The following is a 16,996-nucleotide window of genomic DNA, read 5'->3' as shown; positions in this document are numbered from 1 at the left end:
AACCATCATGAAAGTGGCTGCCGTCATTCCCGCCGCCGGGCAGGGTGTGCGCATGGGGACGAACGTTCCCAAACAGTTTTTGACACTTTGCGGAAAACCCATTTTGCAGCACACACTCGAAGCGTTTGAACGGTGCGGCGTGGTGAATGAAGTCGTGCTGGCGGTTCCGGCGAGCGATCTTGACATGGTGCGCGAACTGGCGAAGTCGGTTTCCACCAAGATAAAGAATGTGGTGGTTGGAGGCAAACAACGGCAGGATTCGGTCTGTAACGGTTTTCATGCGCTGGACGCGGATACGGATATCGTGGTCGTGCATGACGGTGTGCGGCCTTTCATTCAACCGGAACACATCGAAGCTTCCATTGACGCGGCACGGGAAGACGGTGCCGCGATCGTTGCGATTCCTGTCAGCGACACGATTAAGAAAGTGGACAAGGAACAGTTCGTCGAGGGCACCGTGGACCGCAATGGATTGTGGCGAATGCAGACACCGCAGACGTTTCGCTACGCGCTGCTAAAAGAAGCATACGAAAACGCCGCTGCGGATGGTTATTACGGTACCGACGAAGGATCGCTCATCGAGCGGCTGGGCCGCCCTCTGAAAATCATTGCCGGGTCGGAGTACAACATCAAGATCACCCGGTCGGAGGACCTGGCGTTGGGAGAAAAAATCGCTGAGCTTCTCTTGAAAGGGTGACGAGGATGGAGGAGCGGAATTTGACCAAACGCATTCTCGTCGCCGCAGCGGGACTGCTTGGGCTGCTTTACCTCATCAACCCCACCGCTGGAATTTTTGAATTGATTCCGGACAACCTGCCTCTTGTGGGGAATTTGGACGAGGCCGCCGCCTGCGCTCTCGTGCTGGCCGCGCTTCGTTATTATGGCATTGATTTGACGGCGTTTCTGGGTCGTGGACTGAAACCCGGATCCGGGAATGAAAAGGACGGTCCCCGCGGTCCGTGAAGTTTTTAAACCTCAAGGCACCGGATCTGCATCCTATCCTGAAATGATCAAATGGTCGCTTGTCAAATTCATCATCCAGACACTGTGGGACCGTATTCTCGGAAGGAGGAGACAGATGTTGCAAGTTGGAACCGAAGCGCCGGATTTTCTGGTCAACGATCATAACGGAAACCGGGTGACCCTGAAAGATTTGCGGGGGCAGAAAGTGATCCTGTGGTTTTTTCCGAAAGCGGACACGCCGGGCTGCACCATGGAGGGGCAGGGATTCCGGGATGCGTTCGACCAGTTCAAGCAAAAGAACACGGTGATCCTGGGCGTCAGCCTGGACAACGAAGCCGACAACAAGGCTTTCGCTGAAAAATTCAATTTCCCGTATCCGCTCTTGTGTGACGTTGGCCGCGAAATTTCCCTCGCCTACCAGGCCATCAAAAGCAAGGACGATCAGTATGCTTCGCGCATCACCTACGTCATCGATGAAAACGGAAAAATTGCGGAAGCGATCGACCAGGTGGATACGAAAAACCACGCCAACGACCTGTGCTCCCGCATTTGACGCGGTGTTCCGGTGGTGTGGGGTATTGCCATTTCTTCTCCGGGCTTGATTTTGAAGGAATGGAAGGCTATGATTTCCATTTCATCAGCAAGCAACCGGAGTAGAAATGGCCTACAAAGATTTTCTGAAAAGTCTTCATCCCCTCGATTCCGAAGAAAAAAAGCTCAAAAAAAACCTCCTGAAAACCAAAATTTCGCCCATCGATTACACGCAGATCAAGAGCGTGGCCGACCTGGTGGACGCGTTCAAAGGCTCGTCGATCCAGGCCCGGAACGTGGGTATGTGCGCCAGCGTTTTTGAACGCATGCTGACCGACAAGGAGCGCCCGACCATCATGCTCGGGCTGGCGGGCCCGCTGATTGCGGCGGGATTGAGGAAGGTCATTCGCGATCTCATTCATTACAATATGGTCGATGTGGTGGTGTCCACCGGTGCAGTTTTGTACCAGGATTTTTACGCGGCCCAGGGCTCCGGCCATTACCGCGGAAGCCCGCATGCGGACGACCGGGTTCTGCGAGACCTGTTGATCAATCGTATCTATGACACGTATGTCGATGAGGAAAAGTTTGCGCAATACGATTCCTTGATTGGTGCCTTTGCCGACACGTTGAAACCCCGCTCCTACTCCAGCCGCGAGTTCCTGCATTACCTTTCGAAATCCATCGACGATCCGGAGTCGATTCTCGTTACCGCCCGCAAAAAAGGCGTGCCCATCTTCTGTCCCGCCATCAACGATTCCAGCATAGGGATCGGGTTGACGGAGCACTATTACGTGGCAAAACAGGAAGGCAGGAAGCCGATCACCATCGACTCCATCCGCGACAACTACGAGATCACACAGATCGTGTGCAAATCGAAACGCACCTCGGCGTTCTACGTGGCGGGGGGCGTGCCGAAAAACTACATCAACGATTCCATCGTGATGAGCTACATTTTCGGCAAAAACACCGGCGGGCACAAATACGCGATCCAGATGACTACGGATTCGCCGCACTGGGGAGGGTTGAGCGGCAGTACCCTGGCGGAGGCACAGTCCTGGGGCAAGATCAACAAGGAAGCCAACCACTGCATGGCCTTTGTTGAACCGAGCGTGTCCCTGCCCCTCATCTTCGGCTCGGCTTTCCAGAAAAAAGCCTACAAAAACCGGCCGAAGCTTTCCATCAAGTGGTCCCGCGAAAACCTGAAGGAGTTCAAGGTGAAAAAGTAAACCGGATTACGGTTCTCCGGTTCCCTCATAGGACGCCTTGTATCCCAGTATATAAAATTGGCTGAACTCGAGCGGTTCCAGTGCGGCGGGGTAAACCACGTCCACGAACCGCTTGGTGGCCGGGGATCGTTGATGCCGTTCCACCGCTTTTTCATCCTCGAAGATCATCACGTGAAGAAACCGCGTCGGGTGCCCCATCTCCTGGTTTGCCATGTAGAACAGGGTGGTGGGTTCGTTGATACGGATGTACTTCACAAACTCCTTTACCGTATGTTTGATGTCCTCGACCATTTCCGGTTCCACCTGGTAACGTGCCGTCATGCAGATTGGCATGAAGTTCCTTTCCTGTCGTTTAGCCCATGATTCATTCGGTTTCGAGGTACACGCGCACCTCGTTCACGTGGTCCAATGCTGAGAGCCGCTCCTTCAGTCCCTTCACGGTTTGAATTTCCTGCTCCCGGTTCAGCGCCGCTTCCAGCCTGACATACACTTCCAGAATGATCCGGCCATAGTGAAAATGCGTGCGGATGCGCGTTCTCTCGGCGACCCCGGGGGTTCCGGCGATCACGGGATCGGCGAGACGGATCAAATCGCCTCGGTTCACCCGGTAGATCGGCTCGAAGTTGGTGTCGTCTTCGGTATCGACGTGGACCATCACATCCTGGATGTCGGGTTCCTCGCGGATCAACCGCCGCCGCACCGCTTCGGCGACCTGGTGACCCTCCGTGACCGACGCTTCCCGGTCCACCTGGATGTGGACGTCCAACAGGAAATCGCCCCCGATCTTGCGCGAACGCAGGTCGTGCGAACGAATGACACCGGGGACGCTGTTGATGAACTGTGTGATCTCCAGCGCCTTGGACTCGCTCATCCCCGCATCCATTAAATCCTGAATGCCATCCCGCACAATGACGTATCCCACATGCAGGATGCCGATGGCGACGACGGCCGCGGCAATCGGGTCCAGAATCGGGTAACCCATCATGGCGCCGGAAATACCCACCAGTGTGGCGAGGGACAATCCCGCGTCGGCACGATGATCCCATGCCTTGGCGACGACCGACGGACTGCTCTCCTTTTCCCCCATGAGATGGGTGTACTGGTACAGCCCTTCCTTGATAATGATGGTCAATCCGGCGACGATGGCCGCAACCAGTGTCGGCACCTGTTGCGTTTCGGCCTGGATGGATTTCCACGATTCGTAAATCAAGCCGCCCCCGACGGTAATGATCACAATGCCAATGATGGTGGAGCCGATGTTCTCCACCTTGCCGTGCCCGTAGGGGTGGTTGTCGTCTGCGGGAATCTGGCTGATGCGGTACGTGAACAGCACCACCGTATCGGTCAGGAGGTCGGACAAGGAATGCACACCGTCAGCGACGAGCGCGGTACTGCGTCCCACAATGCCGGCGATGATTTTCATCACAGACAATACGAAGTTGCCGAGTGCGCCGACCAGGATGGCTTTCGTCGCCGGGGTGAGTTTGATTATGGTTTTCACGTTTAGAGTGACCTTTTGGGGTTGGCGTTTGTCCCGCCGTTCTGCATGAGGTGATTCACGATTTTCACGTTGGCGGCGGGAAATGTGTACCTGTCCAGCTTGTTCAGCGGCACCCAGCGCCATTGTTCGCAGTGCGTGGGACGCAGCCGGCCGGATTCCACCGTGCAGTCGAAAACGTGCAGGGTCACGCGGAACCGCGTGTAGGCGTGACGGATGGTCATCACCTTTTCGCGGATGGCCACATTCACGCCGAGTTCCTCGCGGATTTCCCGCACCAGGCAGGTTTCGGTATCTTCATGCGGTTCCCGCTTGCCGCCCGGAAATTCCCACAACCCCCCCATGAGGCCCTCACGTGGACGCTGCTGGATGAACACCTTGCCTTTTCTTTGGATGATGGCGGCACTCACTTCGATTTTTTTTGTTGCGGCGCGCTGTTTGGGTGGCGGAAATTTTTCCGGTTCGCCCTGCCGGTGGGCCTCGCAATGTCGAACGACAGGACACAGCAGGCACATGGGGTTCTGCGGCAGGCAGAGCGTGGCACCCAGCTCCATCAGCGACTGGTTGAAGTCGCCGGGGCGTTTTTGCGGGAGCAGGGATTCGGCATGTTCCCACAGGATGTTTTCGGATTGTTTCGTTGCGCCGTTTTCCATGAGACCAAACAGGCGTGAGAGCACGCGCTTGACGTTTCCGTCGAGCACGGGGACAGGCTGATCGTAGGCGATGCTCAACACCGCGCCTGCGGTGTAACGGCCGATGCCGGGAAGGGACAGGATGCCCTCCAGCGTATCGGGTACGTTGCCGCTGTGTTCCCGTACGATCTGCCTGGCAGCCTTGTGCAGGTTGCGCGCGCGGGAGTAGTACCCGAGTCCTTCCCAGTGTTTCAGCACCGTGTTCTCGCGGGCGCGCGCCAGTTTCTCAACTGTGGGAAACGTTTTCACCCAGCGTTCGTAATAAGGGATCACCGTTTTCACCTGCGTCTGTTGGAGCATGATCTCCGAGACCCAGATGCGGTACGGGTCCCTGGTTTCGCGCCACGGCATGGCGCGCTGGTCGGTATCGAACCACTTGAGCAAAGCGCGCTGGATGGTTTTTGCGGAAGAGGGCGTTTTCATGAAATCCGGAAACCCCCGGTAACGTTCCAACCGGAGGACGGTGACTGGAAAGGATGAATGGAGTCAGACGCCGATGGCGTCCTTGCCCCAGATCCATTTGTGCAGTTGTGTCTGGACGCGTATGGGCAGGCCGTCTTCCAGCACCCATTCGGTCAGGTCCTTTAAAGGCAATTTGTCGTAAACGGGTGAAAACAACACCTGCACTTTTTGATCGATGGCGTACTTTTTCAGCGTGTCGCGGCTCCATTCGTAATCGGTGCGGTCGGCGATGACGAACTTCACCTCGTCGTGCGGTTGCAGACGGTCGAGGTTGTCGTAGCGGTTCTGCATCACCTCGCCGCTTCCCGGACATTTTAGATCGACGATCTTGATCACCGCCGCGGGCACGCGTTCGAGAGAAAGCGATCCGCCGGTCTCCAGCATCACCGTGTAGTTGCGGTCGAGGAGCGTCTGCATCAGGCCGAAAACTTCATCCTGCAGGAGCGGCTCGCCTCCGGTGATTTCCACCAGCGAAATCTCATGCGGGGTGAGCGCGTGGATGATTTCGTCCACGCTCATGGACTTGCCGCCGTAAAAGGCGTATTCCGTGTCGCACCAGCGGCAACGCAGGTTGCATCCCGTCAACCGGACGAACAGGCAGGGAAGCCCCGCGCGGGTCGATTCCCCCTGTACGCTTTTGAATATTTCGGTCACTTTCAACATAGGATGATTTTACCCCAACCCCCGGCCCGGTTCACGCTGAAAAACCGGGGAGAGAAGAGGCTCGTGCGGCGATGCCGCTTTGGGGTGGCGGGAGGTGGAAAATTTCCCTATCATTGAAAAACTTTCCTGCATTGCGAACTTTGAACTGAAGGAAATCATGAAACCCGTTGTCACCGTCACCAACATCTTTTCCGAAACCGCACTCGAACGGCTGCGCCAGCGTTGCCAGGTGGTTTATAACGATTCAGGGGCATCCTTGCCCGTCTCCGATTTGAAACAGCGTGCCGCCGAGAGCGATGCCATGGTCACCTACCTGTCCGACCGGATCGACAGCGAAGTGCTGGGGGCCGGAAATAAATTGAAACTGGTCGCCAACTACGGTGCGGGTTTCAACAACATCGACGTCGCCCGGGCGCGGCAGAACAAAATCTGGGTGACCAACACCCCGGGGGTCCTGCACGAGACGACGGCGGACCTCACCTGGGCGCTGATGCTGGGGATCGCCCGTGCCATCGTGCCCGCCGACCGGTACACACGCGAGGGCCACTTTACGGGATGGCAGGCCAAGCTGTTTCTCGGTCATGATGTGTACGGCAAAACACTGGGGGTGATCGGCTGTGGGGAAATAGGACGCGCCGTGGCACGCCGTGCGTTGGGATTCGACATGAAGGTGCTTTACTGTCAGAGAAACCGCCTGCCGGAAGAAGAGGAGCAACGCCTGAATGCGACCTGGGTGCCACTCGAGCGGCTGCTCAGGGAATCGGATTTCGTGACGCTCCATGTGCCGTTGACGGAAGAGACGCGGTACATGATCCGCGCCGAGCAGATCGCCATGATGAAGCCGACGGCATACCTCATCAACACCGCGCGCGGCAAGGTGATGGATGACCGGGCCCTGGTCGAGGCGCTGAAGAAGGGAACGATTGCAGGGGCGGCGCTCGATGTGTTCGAGAACGAACCGGAGCTCACCGAAGGCATGACGGAGCTGGACAACATCCTCATCCCGCCGCACATCGGCAGCGCCAGCCACGCCACGCGCGAAGTGATGGCGAACCTGGTGGTGGACAACGTGTTTGATGCGCTGGACGGCACCACCCCGCGCACGCTGGTGCCCGGCTGGAACGGGGGTTGAGCTTCAGCCGGATTTCACCACCAGCCCCCGTTTGACGAAACGGAAATCCAGAACCCGCGCATTCTGTTGTTGCAACACCGCCTGAACGGCGTGTTTCTTCTGCGGCGGAACGAAGAACGCCACGCACCCGCCGCCGCCCGCTCCGCACACCTTGGCGGCCAGCGCGCCTGCCTTGCCCGCGGCGCGGATCATCGTTTCCATTTCCCTGGTGCAGATGCCCGGCGCCAGGGCTTTGCGGGCTTTCCATTCCTCCGCAAACAATTTGGCGAAGCGGTTCCAGTTTTTGTTTTTGAGGACCGATTCCATCTCACGCGCGATGTCGGCGATGCGTTGCAGGTTGTTCTTGACCGATGCCTTGCCGTTGATCGATTCCTTGTACACCGTCCAGTTGTTGATTCCGGAGTTTCGGGGTTTGCCGGTGAAGCACAACACGAAACGCCGTGTGGCATCCTCCAATTCAAAGGGAATGGGATTCGACGCCAGCCGGTCGTAATACGGTTGCACTGCCTGCAGGCCGCCGTACATGGCGGCGAAGTAGTCCTGGGTTCCTGCGGGTACGTTGATGACCTGAGTTTCTATGTTCTTGGCGATCTCGATCATCTGATCGCGCCGGTAACCCCGGCCGGTGAAGCGGTTGAGTGCGCCGTTGAGCGCGATGTTGAGCGCAGACGAGCCGCCGATGCCGGAGCCTGCAGGCGCGGCGCAGTGCGTGACGATCTCCAGACCCTTCTTCGGTGCATAAAATTTGACCAGGCGCAGAATCAGTTCCAGTGGATGCTTTTTGTCGGGCAGGTGTTTGAGACTGGAGAAGGTGGCGCGGTGGTTGAGGTCGCGCGACTCGATGATCAGTTTGCGGTCACGGCGGGAACGGATCTCCACCCGCGCGTAAAGGTTGATGGCAGCATTCAGGGTCGGCGGGTTGCCGAAGAACAGGTGCAGGGGCCACAGGTCCAGCGTGCCGCCTGAAAGGTCGATGCGTGTCGGAGCGGAACTTGCAATCATGCGTCAGCCGGGGAGGGGAGGGCGGGGTGAATCAGAGTTCGTCCTTGTCGTTGTCGGTTCCCGCTTCCAGGTCCTTCACTTTTTTGCTCAGCTTGTTCATGAGCACGGGAAACGAGTCTTTTTTGATGATCTTGTTGAACTGCGACCGGTAGTTGCGGATGAGGCTCACGCCCTCGACGATGAAATCGTACACCTGCCAGTCACTTCCGTTCTGGATCAACTTGTAATCAACGCCGATGACATCGTTTTTCCGTTTGATCTCGGTTTTGACCATCGCGTACTTGCCCTTGATGACCTCATCGACGTACAGGATTTCTTCATTCTGGTAGGATTCGATTTTTTTGGCGTAGGAGTTTTCCAGAAGCTGGCCGAACAGGTCGATGAAATCCTTGCGCTCCTGCGGGCTCAGGTCGCGCCAGTTTCTGGCCAGCGAGCGTTTGCCCATCTCGATGTAATCGAACTTGGGATTGATGATGCCGCGCAGTTTGGCACGCCGCGCCTGCGGGTCGTTTTTGTACTTGTCGTCGGTGACAACGTTGATGACCCGGTCGATGGTGGATTTAAGCCCGTCGGTCACCGCAGAAGCCCAGGCGCTGGAAACCAGGCTGAGGGTCAGTACCAAGGCCAGGGCCCCAAGAGACCGTTTGCAAACCAATGAATTTTTCATAAACGGATTCCGTGGAAATGGAATGATCAAACGTCGCCGAAAACCGCCTTGCTGATCAGGCTTTCGAGATCGAGGGCGGGTTCGGTTTCAAACAATACGCCTCCCGGCGGTACGGTTTCTTCCGAGCCGCCCATGGACAGGCTCAAAATCTTGTCGCCGATCAGGCCGCGGGTTTTCACCGAAACGATGGTGTCTTCCGGCAAGGTGATGTCATTGCGGATTTTGAGTTCCACCCGTGCCATGCCCTTGTGCAGGCCGATGTTGCCGATGTTGCCGATGACCACGCCGGCGATTTCGATTTCACCGTTCTGACGCAGCCCGGACACGGTTTCGAAGTCGGCGTACACCGAGTAGTGGTCGGTGCCGAGAATTTCTTTCTTGCCGAGCTTGAACGACAGCCATCCGAGGCTGAGGATGCCCGCCACCACGAACAGGCCCACGACGATTTCAATACGGCGGCTATTCATTTAAAGAAGTCTCCCGATTACCTTCCATTCGATTGTAAGAATACCCGATTTGAGCCGGGGTTGTCAGTTGTTAATTGATCTGGATGGGGCCGTCGAGGTCCCCGTTCAGAAACTGCCGCACGGCGGCGTTCTCAGATTGTTTCATCTCGTCCGGTGTGCCTGTTTCGTGAATGACGCCGTCGAACAGCATGGCCACACGGTCCACGAAGTCGAACACCTCCGGGATGTCGTGGCTCACCATGATTGCGGTGAATCCGAACTGCCGCTGGGTGTCGAAGATCAACTGGTGGATGGCTTTTTTCATGATGGGGTCGAGGCCGGTGGTGGGTTCGTCGAACAGGATGATTTCCGGTTGCGTGACCAGCGCGCGGGCGAGCCCCACCCGTTTTTTCATGCCGCCGCTCAGTTCCGCGGGGAACTTGTGGTTCATGCCGACGATGCCGACGTTGGCCAGGCCTTTGTCGACACGTTCCCGGATTTCCGCTTCCTTCATCTTCGTTTTTTCGCGCAGAGGAAAGGCGACGTTGTCGTACACGCTCATCGAGTCCAGCAGGGCCGCGTTCTGAAACAGCATCCCGAATTTCTTGCGCAGTTCATTGAGGTGGTGGCCGTCGGCTTTCGTGATGTCGTCGCCGTTCACCGTTACCGTGCCGGCGTCCGGTTTGAGCAGGCCGATGATGTGTTTGAGCAGAACGCTCTTGCCCGTACCGCTTCGGCCGATGACGGCGGTGATCTGTCCTTCCGGGATTTCGAGGTTCACCCCTCTCAGTACCTCCTGCGTGCCGAATTGTTTTTTCAGGTTGTGAATTCGAATCATGGGCTCAAATCATGAAGGAAGTGATGACGTAATCCCAGACGAGGATATTGACGGAAGACAGCACCACCGCGTGCGTGGTGGCCTGGCTCACGCCCTCCGCACCGTGGCCGCTGTAGCGTTCCACATAATACCCTTCGAAACAGCAGATCCACACCATGAGGAGGGCGAAACAGATGGATTTGACGATGCCGCTGTACACGTCCTTCCATTCCACGCTGAGTTCCATGCCGCTGATGAACGACCCCGCGCTGACGTCGAACATGTGCACCCCCACCATATAACCGCCGAAGATGCCGACCACGTCGAAGATGGCGGTGAGCAGGGGAATGGCGATGAGCGCCGCGACGACCTTTGGCATGACCACGTACTTGAGCGGGCTGAGCGCCATGGTGTCCAGTGCGTCCAGCTGTTCGGAGATGCGCATGATGCCGATTTCCGCGGCGATGGCACTGCCGGCCCTGCCTGTGACCATGAGCGCGGCAAGCACGGGACCGAGCTCGCGGATGATGGTCAAGGCTACAGCGGAGCCGAGCAGGCCTTCCGACCCAAATTTGCGGAGCGAGTAATAGCCCTGCATGCCGAGTACCATGCCGGTGAAGACGGCGGTGAGCAGGATGACGAACAGGGATTTGACGCCGATGAAATTGGTCTGTTTGACGATCTCGCGCAGTTTGAACGGCGGACGGAATGCCCAGCCCACCACCTGCATTAGAAAAATCAACCGCACTCCCAGTTTCTGGATGAAGTCGAGGGTGAAGCGTCCTGTCGTTTGCAGAAGGGTCATGTTTGGGGTGTGCCGTCTCCGGGAGCCGCGTTCCGGTTCCCGTCACTTGGAGGGATGCCTTGATTGCGGGTTGGGTGGTGATGCCGTCCGGCGAAGCGGCAGGTGGAACCCGGCGAATCCGCCGGGTCCGTACGTTTGCGGTAAGCCGTATCCCGTATCCCGGTTTATCCGGGTCCGGGATTGTTCCTTTTCTTAACTTCCAGTGTCAGCAGATGTTCCAGCTGCTTCATCTCCGCTTCCGGAATCTTCGTATGAAAACTCAGGTAATTGTCGGCGTCCTGCTTCATCTGGCGTAGGATTTCCACGTACTTGCCGAAGTTGATGGAAAGCTTTTCCATGACATCGGACAGGCCGGTGCGGCCCCCCTGCAGCGACTTCAGGCTGGTGGCGGCGGAAAAATAATAGGAACCGCCCTTGTCCAGGTAAGCGTCGCTGTCCCGGTACAGGTCGGACCGGAACAGACCCAGGTTCAGCAGAAGAAAGTCCGCGTTCACGCGAAACAGGGTGAAACGGTTCGATTTGCTGTTCAGCGACACGGCAATGCGTCCCGCGTCGGAATTGATATCGATGAGGTACTCGTTCAAGCAGGCGAGCGACCGGGGATTGGCCAGTTCGGAAAGCGTCAGCGTGATGTACTGGTTGACGTCTTCCTCGTACCTCAGGTCGTTGTCCTTGACCTCTTTCCAGTTGGTCTCCAGCCACTCGTCACTGCGTCCATCGGTGAAAATGGGATCGAACCCCTCGTTGGACTCGTACCCGGTTTTGATCCGGGCGCTCAGGAATTGGTGGGAGAAAAACGACTCGGTGGTGTCTTCCTCCCTCAGATCGACGTGTGTGAACTTGATCGGCATAGCATCACCCCCCACAAATCGACAGCGTTCGGTTTTCACTTCAACAGGATCTTGTGAATCCATCCAACCCTTTTATTTTAATGCGCCGCCGGTTGGAAGCCAACGGTTATTCAAAAGAATTTGAAAAATTTGATCCTGTGGGAAAACGGGTCCAGTATTTTTCCTTCCATGAGTAGGAATTTCAGCTCTTTTTGGATACAATGCTGCGTCATTCCTTTCTCAAAAACCGCAATCCCGCGAAGGCGGGTTTGCCGGGGGTATATGAGCATTCATCTCAACCCGAAATTCCAATGATCCGCAATCGTCGCGTCGTTTTTGTAGCCGTATTCTGCCTGTGCGTGGCGGTGGGCTTCTGGCTGATGTCGCGGTACCCGGCTCTCAGCAGCAAAGCCGCCATGTCCGGCACCGAGGCCTTCGAGGACAAGTTGTCGCACGAGGCGCACTTTCATGTTCCGCCGGGAGCGGACCTGACGACGCGCATTCTTTACACCACGCTCAACTGGTACGAGACGAACTGGAAGGGCATGAGTTTCGGCCTGGTGCTGGCGGGCGGGTTTCTGGCGCTGTTGTCCTACCTGCCGAAGAAACCCTCGCCCAACCGCTTCCGCAACAGCCTGCTGGGCATGCTGGTGGGAACTCCGCTCGGCGTGTGCGTGAACTGCGTCGCGCCGATCGCCAAGGGCATCTACGACGCAGGGAGCCGCATGGAAACGGCGCTGGCAGTGATGTTCAGCTCGCCCACGTTGAACATCGTCGTGCTCACCATGTTGTTTTCCATTTTTCCGTTTTACATGGCGGTGTTGAAAATCGGCGCAACGTTTCTGCTGGTGTTGCTCATCGTGCCTTTCATCTCCAAGGACGCGCCCATAAGAAAACAGGTGAACGATAAGAAGCCGAACCCGGTGTTCGACACCTGCGATGTGGAAGTGGTGCAGAAGGAAAGCTGGGGACAGGCGTTGGTCGGCGCAGTGAAGGATTTTTTCCGCTCCTTTAAATACATCTTTGTGCGGACGTTTCCGCTGATGCTCCTCGCCGGGCTGATGGGTGCGGTGTTGAGCCACCTCATCACTCTCGACCGCTTCATCGGCCTGCAGCCGGATATCCGCAACCTGAGCGTGCTCGCGGTGCTGGGAACGTTTCTGCCTTTGCCGATTGCGTTTGACATCATGCTGACGCAGGCGATGATGATGTCGAAGCTGGCGGACGGATTCGTGATGACCCTGCTGTTCACGCTGGGGACATTCAGCGTGTATTCGGCCATGGTGGTGTCGCGCACGTTTTCGACGTGGGTGGCGGTGAAGCTGTTCGTCATTGTCGCCGCCGTCGGCATGGGCGTTGGCCTGGCGGCAGACAAATTTTCCTCCTACCGCCATATCCAGTGGCTGGAGCAGTATGACGCGTTCGTCGCCAGCACCCCGAATGAGCCTGTGGTGAAAATTTCGGCCTCGCTCCAGGCCGGTGGTCCCCGACCTGAACGGATGGAGTTTGTCCCCACCAATCCACGTTCTTCCGAATTGCTTTTTGAGCAGGACGGACTTCGGGTGGAGTTCACTCCGCACGCCCGGCGCAATGGCCACGATACCGGAAAGATGTTCCGCTCGGTTCCGGGACCGGAGATGGGCATTACGTATTCCAATGAACTGACGCCGCGCAATTTTATCGATCCCTTTTATTTCGGCCGGGGCGTGGCTTCCGGCGACCTCAACCGCGACGGCTGGGTGGACGTGGTGGCGGCCACCAACAACGGCTTTGAGGTTTATCAGAATTTGGATGGACGGCGGTTTGAAAAACTGGATGTGCCGCTGGGGGTGATCGCGGGGAAAGAAGCGATCAGTGTGGCGGCGGTGGACATGGACAACGATGGATGGCTGGACGTGTTCGTCACCACCTTTGACGAGGGCAATTACCTGTGGCTGAATCCTGGAAAGCGCGGCAACGTGCCGCAGGTGCTGCGTGTCCCCAACGGGGACACGGTGCTGACCAGCGCCCTGGCATTCGCCGATGTGAACGGGGACGGATTTCTCGACATTGCCAACGGCAATTACCATCTGGGCATCCTCACCCGCACCCCCGTGACCAACGCGGGCAATCAACTGGTGCTGAACGACAACCTGAAGTTTGAAGTGAAACCTCTTCCCGGTATCCCGGGTCAGACCCACACCGTGCTGTTCACCGATCTGAACGGAGACGCGGTGCAGGACCTAACGGTGGGCAACGACTACCGTGTGGCGGATACGTATTACTTCGGGGAAGGCGGCGGGGCGTTTCGCAAGATCAGACGGCAGGACGGTGTCATCCCCATCACCACCGAAAACACGATGAGCATGGATACCGGGGACATCGACAACGACCTGTTGCCGGACCTGTACCTTGCGAACATCGGCATGAGCCGGGGCATCGATGTGGTGTCGAACATTTTCGGAACGTTCATGCAGGAACGCGGCAGAACCTTCTGCGATGGAGGCACGCAGGTGCTGGGCCGCCGGGAGTGCGACACCCTGATGCAACTCGTCACCCTGCTCAATCCGGAAAAACAGGACATACACCAACGGTGCAGTGTGCTTGGCAACCGGCGCGACATCGGCGACTGCATGGTGACGCGCATGGCCCTCCTTGCCACTCGCAACGACGATCCCGCGCTCTGCGACAAGATCGATCCCGGCCACGTGCTGGGGTACAAGATGTGCGATTTGTATTTTGAGGCAGACTGGAAACAGTACAACCGCGACGAAGAGATTCGTTTCCGCAGTATGTCCAACGTCATGCTGAAAGGGAAAGAGGACCAGACCCTGGAAGATGTTTCTGAGGCGATGGGCGTGACCACGGCGGAATGGAGCTGGAACGCGCGCTGGGTGGACCTCGACAACGACGAGTGGCAGGATCTTTACGTGGTAAACGGCGTGTTGATCACGCAGGAATACACGTCCAATAATTTCTTCCACAACCAGCAGGGCAAAACCTTTCTCCCGGCGGAGGAGGAGTTCGGACTGCAGGACTTCGACCACAGCTCCACTTACACCTACCTCGATTTCGACCGCGACGGCGACCTGGATCTGGTGGTCAATACGCTGTACGGGCCTTTCAAAGTTCACATCAACGGCGAGGACGAAAAGAACAGCATCAGCTTCCGCCTCGAGGATGGGCAGGGCAACCGCAACTGCATCGGTTGCCGCATCACCCTCCATTACGGGCCGGAAGGCGGCCGCCACCAGATGCGGGAAATCCGTGCCGGGGGCGGGTTTCACTCGTTTGACGCGGCGTTCGCACATTTCGGACTGGGCGCGCACGATTCCGTCAGCCGGGTGGAAATCCGCTGGAACGACGGCACCACGTCCACGATATCCAGACCCCTTGCGGCCGGGCGGGACTACCTCATTTCCAGAAATTGAGCCTGAGCGGGCGCTTCCCTTCAAATTATCCCCACAAACCCGGTCTTCACGGGATACAATGGGAAGATTGTGAAAAATTCGGAAATCCAATGATGGCCGTTTACCAAAGAGCCTTATGCTGGGTCCGGCGTGACCTTCGTATTCGGGATCACACCGCGCTTACAGCTGCCACCCGTCAGTCCCGCGAAGTGATCGTCGTGTTTGTGTTCGATACCAACATCCTGCGCAAACTGGAAGACAAGGATGACCGGCGGGTCACCTTCATTCATCATTCCTTGAAAGAAATGCAGGCGCGGCTGGTTAAAAAAGGGTCCGACCTGCTGGTGTGCCACGGCGATCCGGTGCTGGACATTCCCCGTCTTGCCCAGGAATTGAAAGTCGATGCGGTGTTCACCAACCGCGACTATGATCCTTACGCCAGAAAACGCGACCGCATAGTCGAACAGAAACTCAAGATCTGGGATGTGGCGTTTCATTCTTATATGGATCAGGTTGTGTTCGAATATCCGGACATCGCAACGCGGCAGGGGGAGCCGTTCAAGGTATTCACCCCGTATAAGAATGCCTGGCTGGGGACACTGCGCCCGGAACAGGTGGCGGAGGAAAAGGCAAACCTGAAACGGTTGGCACCGGCAAAAGTTTTCAAGGAATGGATCGAACCCTGGGACCTCGAATCCCTTGGTTTCAAGGAGAAGGACCTGTGGATTCAACCGGGGGAGGAGGGAGCCCGCGCCGCCTGGAGGAAATTTCAGAAACACATCCACCGATATCACAAAGACCGCGACTTCCCCGCCGTGAAGCACGGAACATCAGGCCTTTCCGTGCACCTGCGTTTCGGCACCATATCCATTCGGGAGCTCGTGCGCAATGCCATGGGCAGAAAAAATGAGGGCGCGCGAACATGGTTGTCGGAATTGATCTGGCGTGATTTTTACCAGACCATACTCGACCGCTATTCCTATGTGGTTCGCGGCGCATTCCGTCCCGAATACGACAGCATCCGTTGGCCGGGAAAAGAATCCCATTTCAAAAAATGGTGCGCGGGAGAGACGGGTTATCCTTTGATCGATGCGGCGATGCGGCACTTCGCCCGGACCGGGTGGATGCACAATCGCCTGCGCATGGTGGTGGCGTCGTTTCTGGTCAAGGACCTGCTCGTTGACTGGCGTAAGGGCGAAGCCTGGTTCGCAAGAAATCTGCTCGATTTCGAACTCGCTTCCAACAACGGCGGCTGGCAGTGGTGCGCCTCCACCGGTTGCGACGCCCAGCCGTGGTTTCGCATTTTCAATCCTGTCACCCAATCCCAGAACTTCGACCCGGAAGGACGCTTCATCCGTGAAAACGTGCCGGAACTGGCCGCGTTCTCCAACACCCACATCCACTGGCCACACGACGCACCTGATTCCGAAAAGGAAAGAGCCGGATGCCGCCTGGGTAAGGACTACCCGGACCCGATTGTGGAGCATGCCCTCCAGCGCGAAAAGGCTCTCAAATTGTTTCAGGACGTCGCCCAGGCCTCCGCCTTGACCCCCGCGGAAGAATCCTGACCTCATTTCTTCCATTCCCCTTGAACTTCTCCACCTCCTCCTCTACCTCTACGGTTTTTCCATCCCAGGTATTTGTCTAAGTTTTTAACTGATTCTTTTTGAACAAGCCCGCCGTTTACGTGAAAAATCCCGGTTTCCTCCTTATTTTTCAAAAATAATTATATTTAAATCAATTGTTTGTAATTTATTTAGACAAAATTTTTGTTTTTGTTTAAATAAATATTGACAAAACTAATTATTTGTCTAATATTGAGATTAGACAAATAATCAAAACGTGTGAATCGATTAAGACAGGTAAACGG

The 16,996-nt window shown here is 56.8% G+C and carries 17 protein-coding genes; 7 read left to right on the top strand and 10 right to left on the bottom strand.

The window, feature by feature from the left end:
* Positions 1–7: 7 nt before the first annotated feature.
* The 4 genes from ispD (at position 8) to ACTRXA_RS07640 (ending at position 2,723) form a co-directional block, all read left to right on the top strand.
* A complete protein-coding gene (gene ispD / locus ACTRXA_RS07655) occupies positions 8–697 on the top strand; it encodes a 2-C-methyl-D-erythritol 4-phosphate cytidylyltransferase (protein WP_442426616.1) in 690 nt (229 codons plus the stop codon).
* Between the two features lie 20 nt (positions 698–717).
* Positions 718–963: a DUF1232 domain-containing protein gene (locus ACTRXA_RS07650; RefSeq protein WP_442426615.1), complete on the top strand. Its 246-nt coding sequence runs from the start codon at positions 718–720 to the stop codon at positions 961–963.
* A 115-nt stretch (positions 964–1,078) separates the two neighbouring features.
* Positions 1,079–1,516, top strand: a complete 438-nt coding sequence (locus ACTRXA_RS07645) for a peroxiredoxin (RefSeq protein WP_442426614.1) — start codon at positions 1,079–1,081, stop codon at positions 1,514–1,516.
* A gap of 106 nt (positions 1,517–1,622) precedes the next feature.
* Positions 1,623–2,723 (top strand): deoxyhypusine synthase family protein, encoded by a 1,101-nt coding sequence (locus tag ACTRXA_RS07640; RefSeq protein ID WP_442426613.1) that lies wholly within the window; start codon positions 1,623–1,625, stop codon positions 2,721–2,723.
* A 6-nt stretch (positions 2,724–2,729) separates the two neighbouring features.
* On the opposite strand, the gene ACTRXA_RS07635 is transcribed toward ACTRXA_RS07640, so the two are convergent.
* The 4 genes from ACTRXA_RS07635 to ACTRXA_RS07620 form a co-directional block, all read right to left on the bottom strand.
* The gene (locus ACTRXA_RS07635; RefSeq protein ID WP_442426612.1) at positions 2,730–3,056 is read right to left on the bottom strand and encodes a putative quinol monooxygenase; all 327 of its coding nucleotides are present in this window, start codon (positions 3,054–3,056) and stop codon (positions 2,730–2,732) included.
* Positions 3,057–3,087: 31 nt separating this feature from the next.
* Entirely contained in the window at positions 3,088–4,224 is a 1,137-nt protein-coding gene (locus tag ACTRXA_RS07630) for a cation diffusion facilitator family transporter (RefSeq protein WP_442426611.1), read from the bottom strand.
* A 2-nt stretch (positions 4,225–4,226) separates the two neighbouring features.
* Positions 4,227–5,336: an A/G-specific adenine glycosylase gene (mutY, locus tag ACTRXA_RS07625; protein WP_442426610.1), complete on the bottom strand. Its 1,110-nt coding sequence runs from the start codon at positions 5,334–5,336 to the stop codon at positions 4,227–4,229.
* Between the two features lie 63 nt (positions 5,337–5,399).
* Complete coding sequence (locus ACTRXA_RS07620; RefSeq protein ID WP_442426609.1) at positions 5,400–6,038, bottom strand: radical SAM protein; 639 nt, start codon at positions 6,036–6,038, stop codon at positions 5,400–5,402.
* A 157-nt stretch (positions 6,039–6,195) separates the two neighbouring features.
* Between ACTRXA_RS07620 and ACTRXA_RS07615 the strand changes: the two genes are divergently transcribed.
* Positions 6,196–7,170: a 2-hydroxyacid dehydrogenase gene (locus ACTRXA_RS07615; protein ID WP_442426608.1), complete on the top strand. Its 975-nt coding sequence runs from the start codon at positions 6,196–6,198 to the stop codon at positions 7,168–7,170.
* A gap of 3 nt (positions 7,171–7,173) precedes the next feature.
* Here the strand turns inward: ACTRXA_RS07615 and ACTRXA_RS07610 are convergent, their stop codons facing one another.
* The 6 genes from ACTRXA_RS07610 to ACTRXA_RS07585 form a co-directional block, all read right to left on the bottom strand.
* On the bottom strand, positions 7,174–8,172 hold the full coding sequence (locus tag ACTRXA_RS07610) for a GHMP family kinase ATP-binding protein (RefSeq protein WP_442426607.1): 999 nt from the start codon (positions 8,170–8,172) through the stop codon (positions 7,174–7,176).
* Between the two features lie 31 nt (positions 8,173–8,203).
* Positions 8,204–8,839: an MlaC/ttg2D family ABC transporter substrate-binding protein gene (locus ACTRXA_RS07605; protein ID WP_442426606.1), complete on the bottom strand. Its 636-nt coding sequence runs from the start codon at positions 8,837–8,839 to the stop codon at positions 8,204–8,206.
* 26 nt (positions 8,840–8,865) lie between these two features.
* Positions 8,866–9,306: an outer membrane lipid asymmetry maintenance protein MlaD gene (gene mlaD / locus ACTRXA_RS07600; protein WP_442426605.1), complete on the bottom strand. Its 441-nt coding sequence runs from the start codon at positions 9,304–9,306 to the stop codon at positions 8,866–8,868.
* A gap of 70 nt (positions 9,307–9,376) precedes the next feature.
* Positions 9,377–10,123, bottom strand: coding sequence for an ABC transporter ATP-binding protein (locus tag ACTRXA_RS07595; RefSeq protein WP_442426604.1), 747 nt, complete (start codon positions 10,121–10,123; stop codon positions 9,377–9,379).
* 4 nt (positions 10,124–10,127) lie between these two features.
* The gene (locus tag ACTRXA_RS07590) at positions 10,128–10,907 is read right to left on the bottom strand and encodes an MlaE family ABC transporter permease (RefSeq protein ID WP_442426603.1); all 780 of its coding nucleotides are present in this window, start codon (positions 10,905–10,907) and stop codon (positions 10,128–10,130) included.
* Positions 10,908–11,071: 164 nt separating this feature from the next.
* Positions 11,072–11,758 carry a hypothetical protein gene (locus ACTRXA_RS07585; RefSeq protein WP_442426602.1) on the bottom strand — a complete coding sequence of 229 codons (687 nt, stop codon included), beginning with the start codon at positions 11,756–11,758 and terminating at the stop codon, positions 11,072–11,074.
* A gap of 290 nt (positions 11,759–12,048) precedes the next feature.
* Here ACTRXA_RS07585 and ACTRXA_RS07580 point away from each other — a divergent pair, with 290 nt between their 5' ends.
* Together ACTRXA_RS07580 and ACTRXA_RS07575 are read left to right on the top strand one after the other, a co-directional pair.
* Positions 12,049–15,147, top strand: coding sequence for an FG-GAP-like repeat-containing protein (locus ACTRXA_RS07580; RefSeq protein ID WP_442426601.1), 3,099 nt, complete (start codon positions 12,049–12,051; stop codon positions 15,145–15,147).
* 89 nt (positions 15,148–15,236) lie between these two features.
* On the top strand, positions 15,237–16,694 hold the full coding sequence (locus ACTRXA_RS07575) for a cryptochrome/photolyase family protein (RefSeq protein WP_442426600.1): 1,458 nt from the start codon (positions 15,237–15,239) through the stop codon (positions 16,692–16,694).
* The last annotated feature ends 302 nt before the right edge of the window (positions 16,695–16,996 follow it).

The sequence above is a fragment of the Nitrospina sp. P1_D6 genome, assembly GCF_052156615.1.
GTDB lineage: Bacteria > Nitrospinota > Nitrospinia > Nitrospinales > Nitrospinaceae > Nitrospina.
Note: the sequence above shows the minus strand (reverse complement) of the source record. Positions and strands in the feature narration are given on the sequence as shown.

Excerpts from the sequence above, each read along its gene's own strand:
- ispD (WP_442426616.1), top strand. The coding sequence starts at position 8 with ATGAAAGTGGCTGCCGTCATTCCCGCCGCCGGGCAGGGTGTGCGCATG.
- ACTRXA_RS07645 (WP_442426614.1), top strand. The coding sequence starts at position 1,079 with ATGTTGCAAGTTGGAACCGAAGCGCCGGATTTTCTGGTCAACGATCAT.
- ACTRXA_RS07640 (WP_442426613.1), top strand. The coding sequence starts at position 1,623 with ATGGCCTACAAAGATTTTCTGAAAAGTCTTCATCCCCTCGATTCCGAA.
- ACTRXA_RS07635 (WP_442426612.1), bottom strand. The coding sequence starts at position 3,056 with ATGCCAATCTGCATGACGGCACGTTACCAGGTGGAACCGGAAATGGTC.
- mutY (WP_442426610.1), bottom strand. The coding sequence starts at position 5,336 with ATGAAAACGCCCTCTTCCGCAAAAACCATCCAGCGCGCTTTGCTCAAG.
- ACTRXA_RS07620 (WP_442426609.1), bottom strand. The coding sequence starts at position 6,038 with ATGTTGAAAGTGACCGAAATATTCAAAAGCGTACAGGGGGAATCGACC.
- ACTRXA_RS07615 (WP_442426608.1), top strand. The coding sequence starts at position 6,196 with ATGAAACCCGTTGTCACCGTCACCAACATCTTTTCCGAAACCGCACTC.
- ACTRXA_RS07610 (WP_442426607.1), bottom strand. The coding sequence starts at position 8,172 with ATGATTGCAAGTTCCGCTCCGACACGCATCGACCTTTCAGGCGGCACG.
- ACTRXA_RS07605 (WP_442426606.1), bottom strand. The coding sequence starts at position 8,839 with ATGAAAAATTCATTGGTTTGCAAACGGTCTCTTGGGGCCCTGGCCTTG.
- mlaD (WP_442426605.1), bottom strand. The coding sequence starts at position 9,306 with ATGAATAGCCGCCGTATTGAAATCGTCGTGGGCCTGTTCGTGGTGGCG.
- ACTRXA_RS07595 (WP_442426604.1), bottom strand. The coding sequence starts at position 10,123 with ATGATTCGAATTCACAACCTGAAAAAACAATTCGGCACGCAGGAGGTA.
- ACTRXA_RS07590 (WP_442426603.1), bottom strand. The coding sequence starts at position 10,907 with ATGACCCTTCTGCAAACGACAGGACGCTTCACCCTCGACTTCATCCAG.
- ACTRXA_RS07585 (WP_442426602.1), bottom strand. The coding sequence starts at position 11,758 with ATGCCGATCAAGTTCACACACGTCGATCTGAGGGAGGAAGACACCACC.
- ACTRXA_RS07580 (WP_442426601.1), top strand. The coding sequence starts at position 12,049 with ATGATCCGCAATCGTCGCGTCGTTTTTGTAGCCGTATTCTGCCTGTGC.
- ACTRXA_RS07575 (WP_442426600.1), top strand. The coding sequence starts at position 15,237 with ATGATGGCCGTTTACCAAAGAGCCTTATGCTGGGTCCGGCGTGACCTT.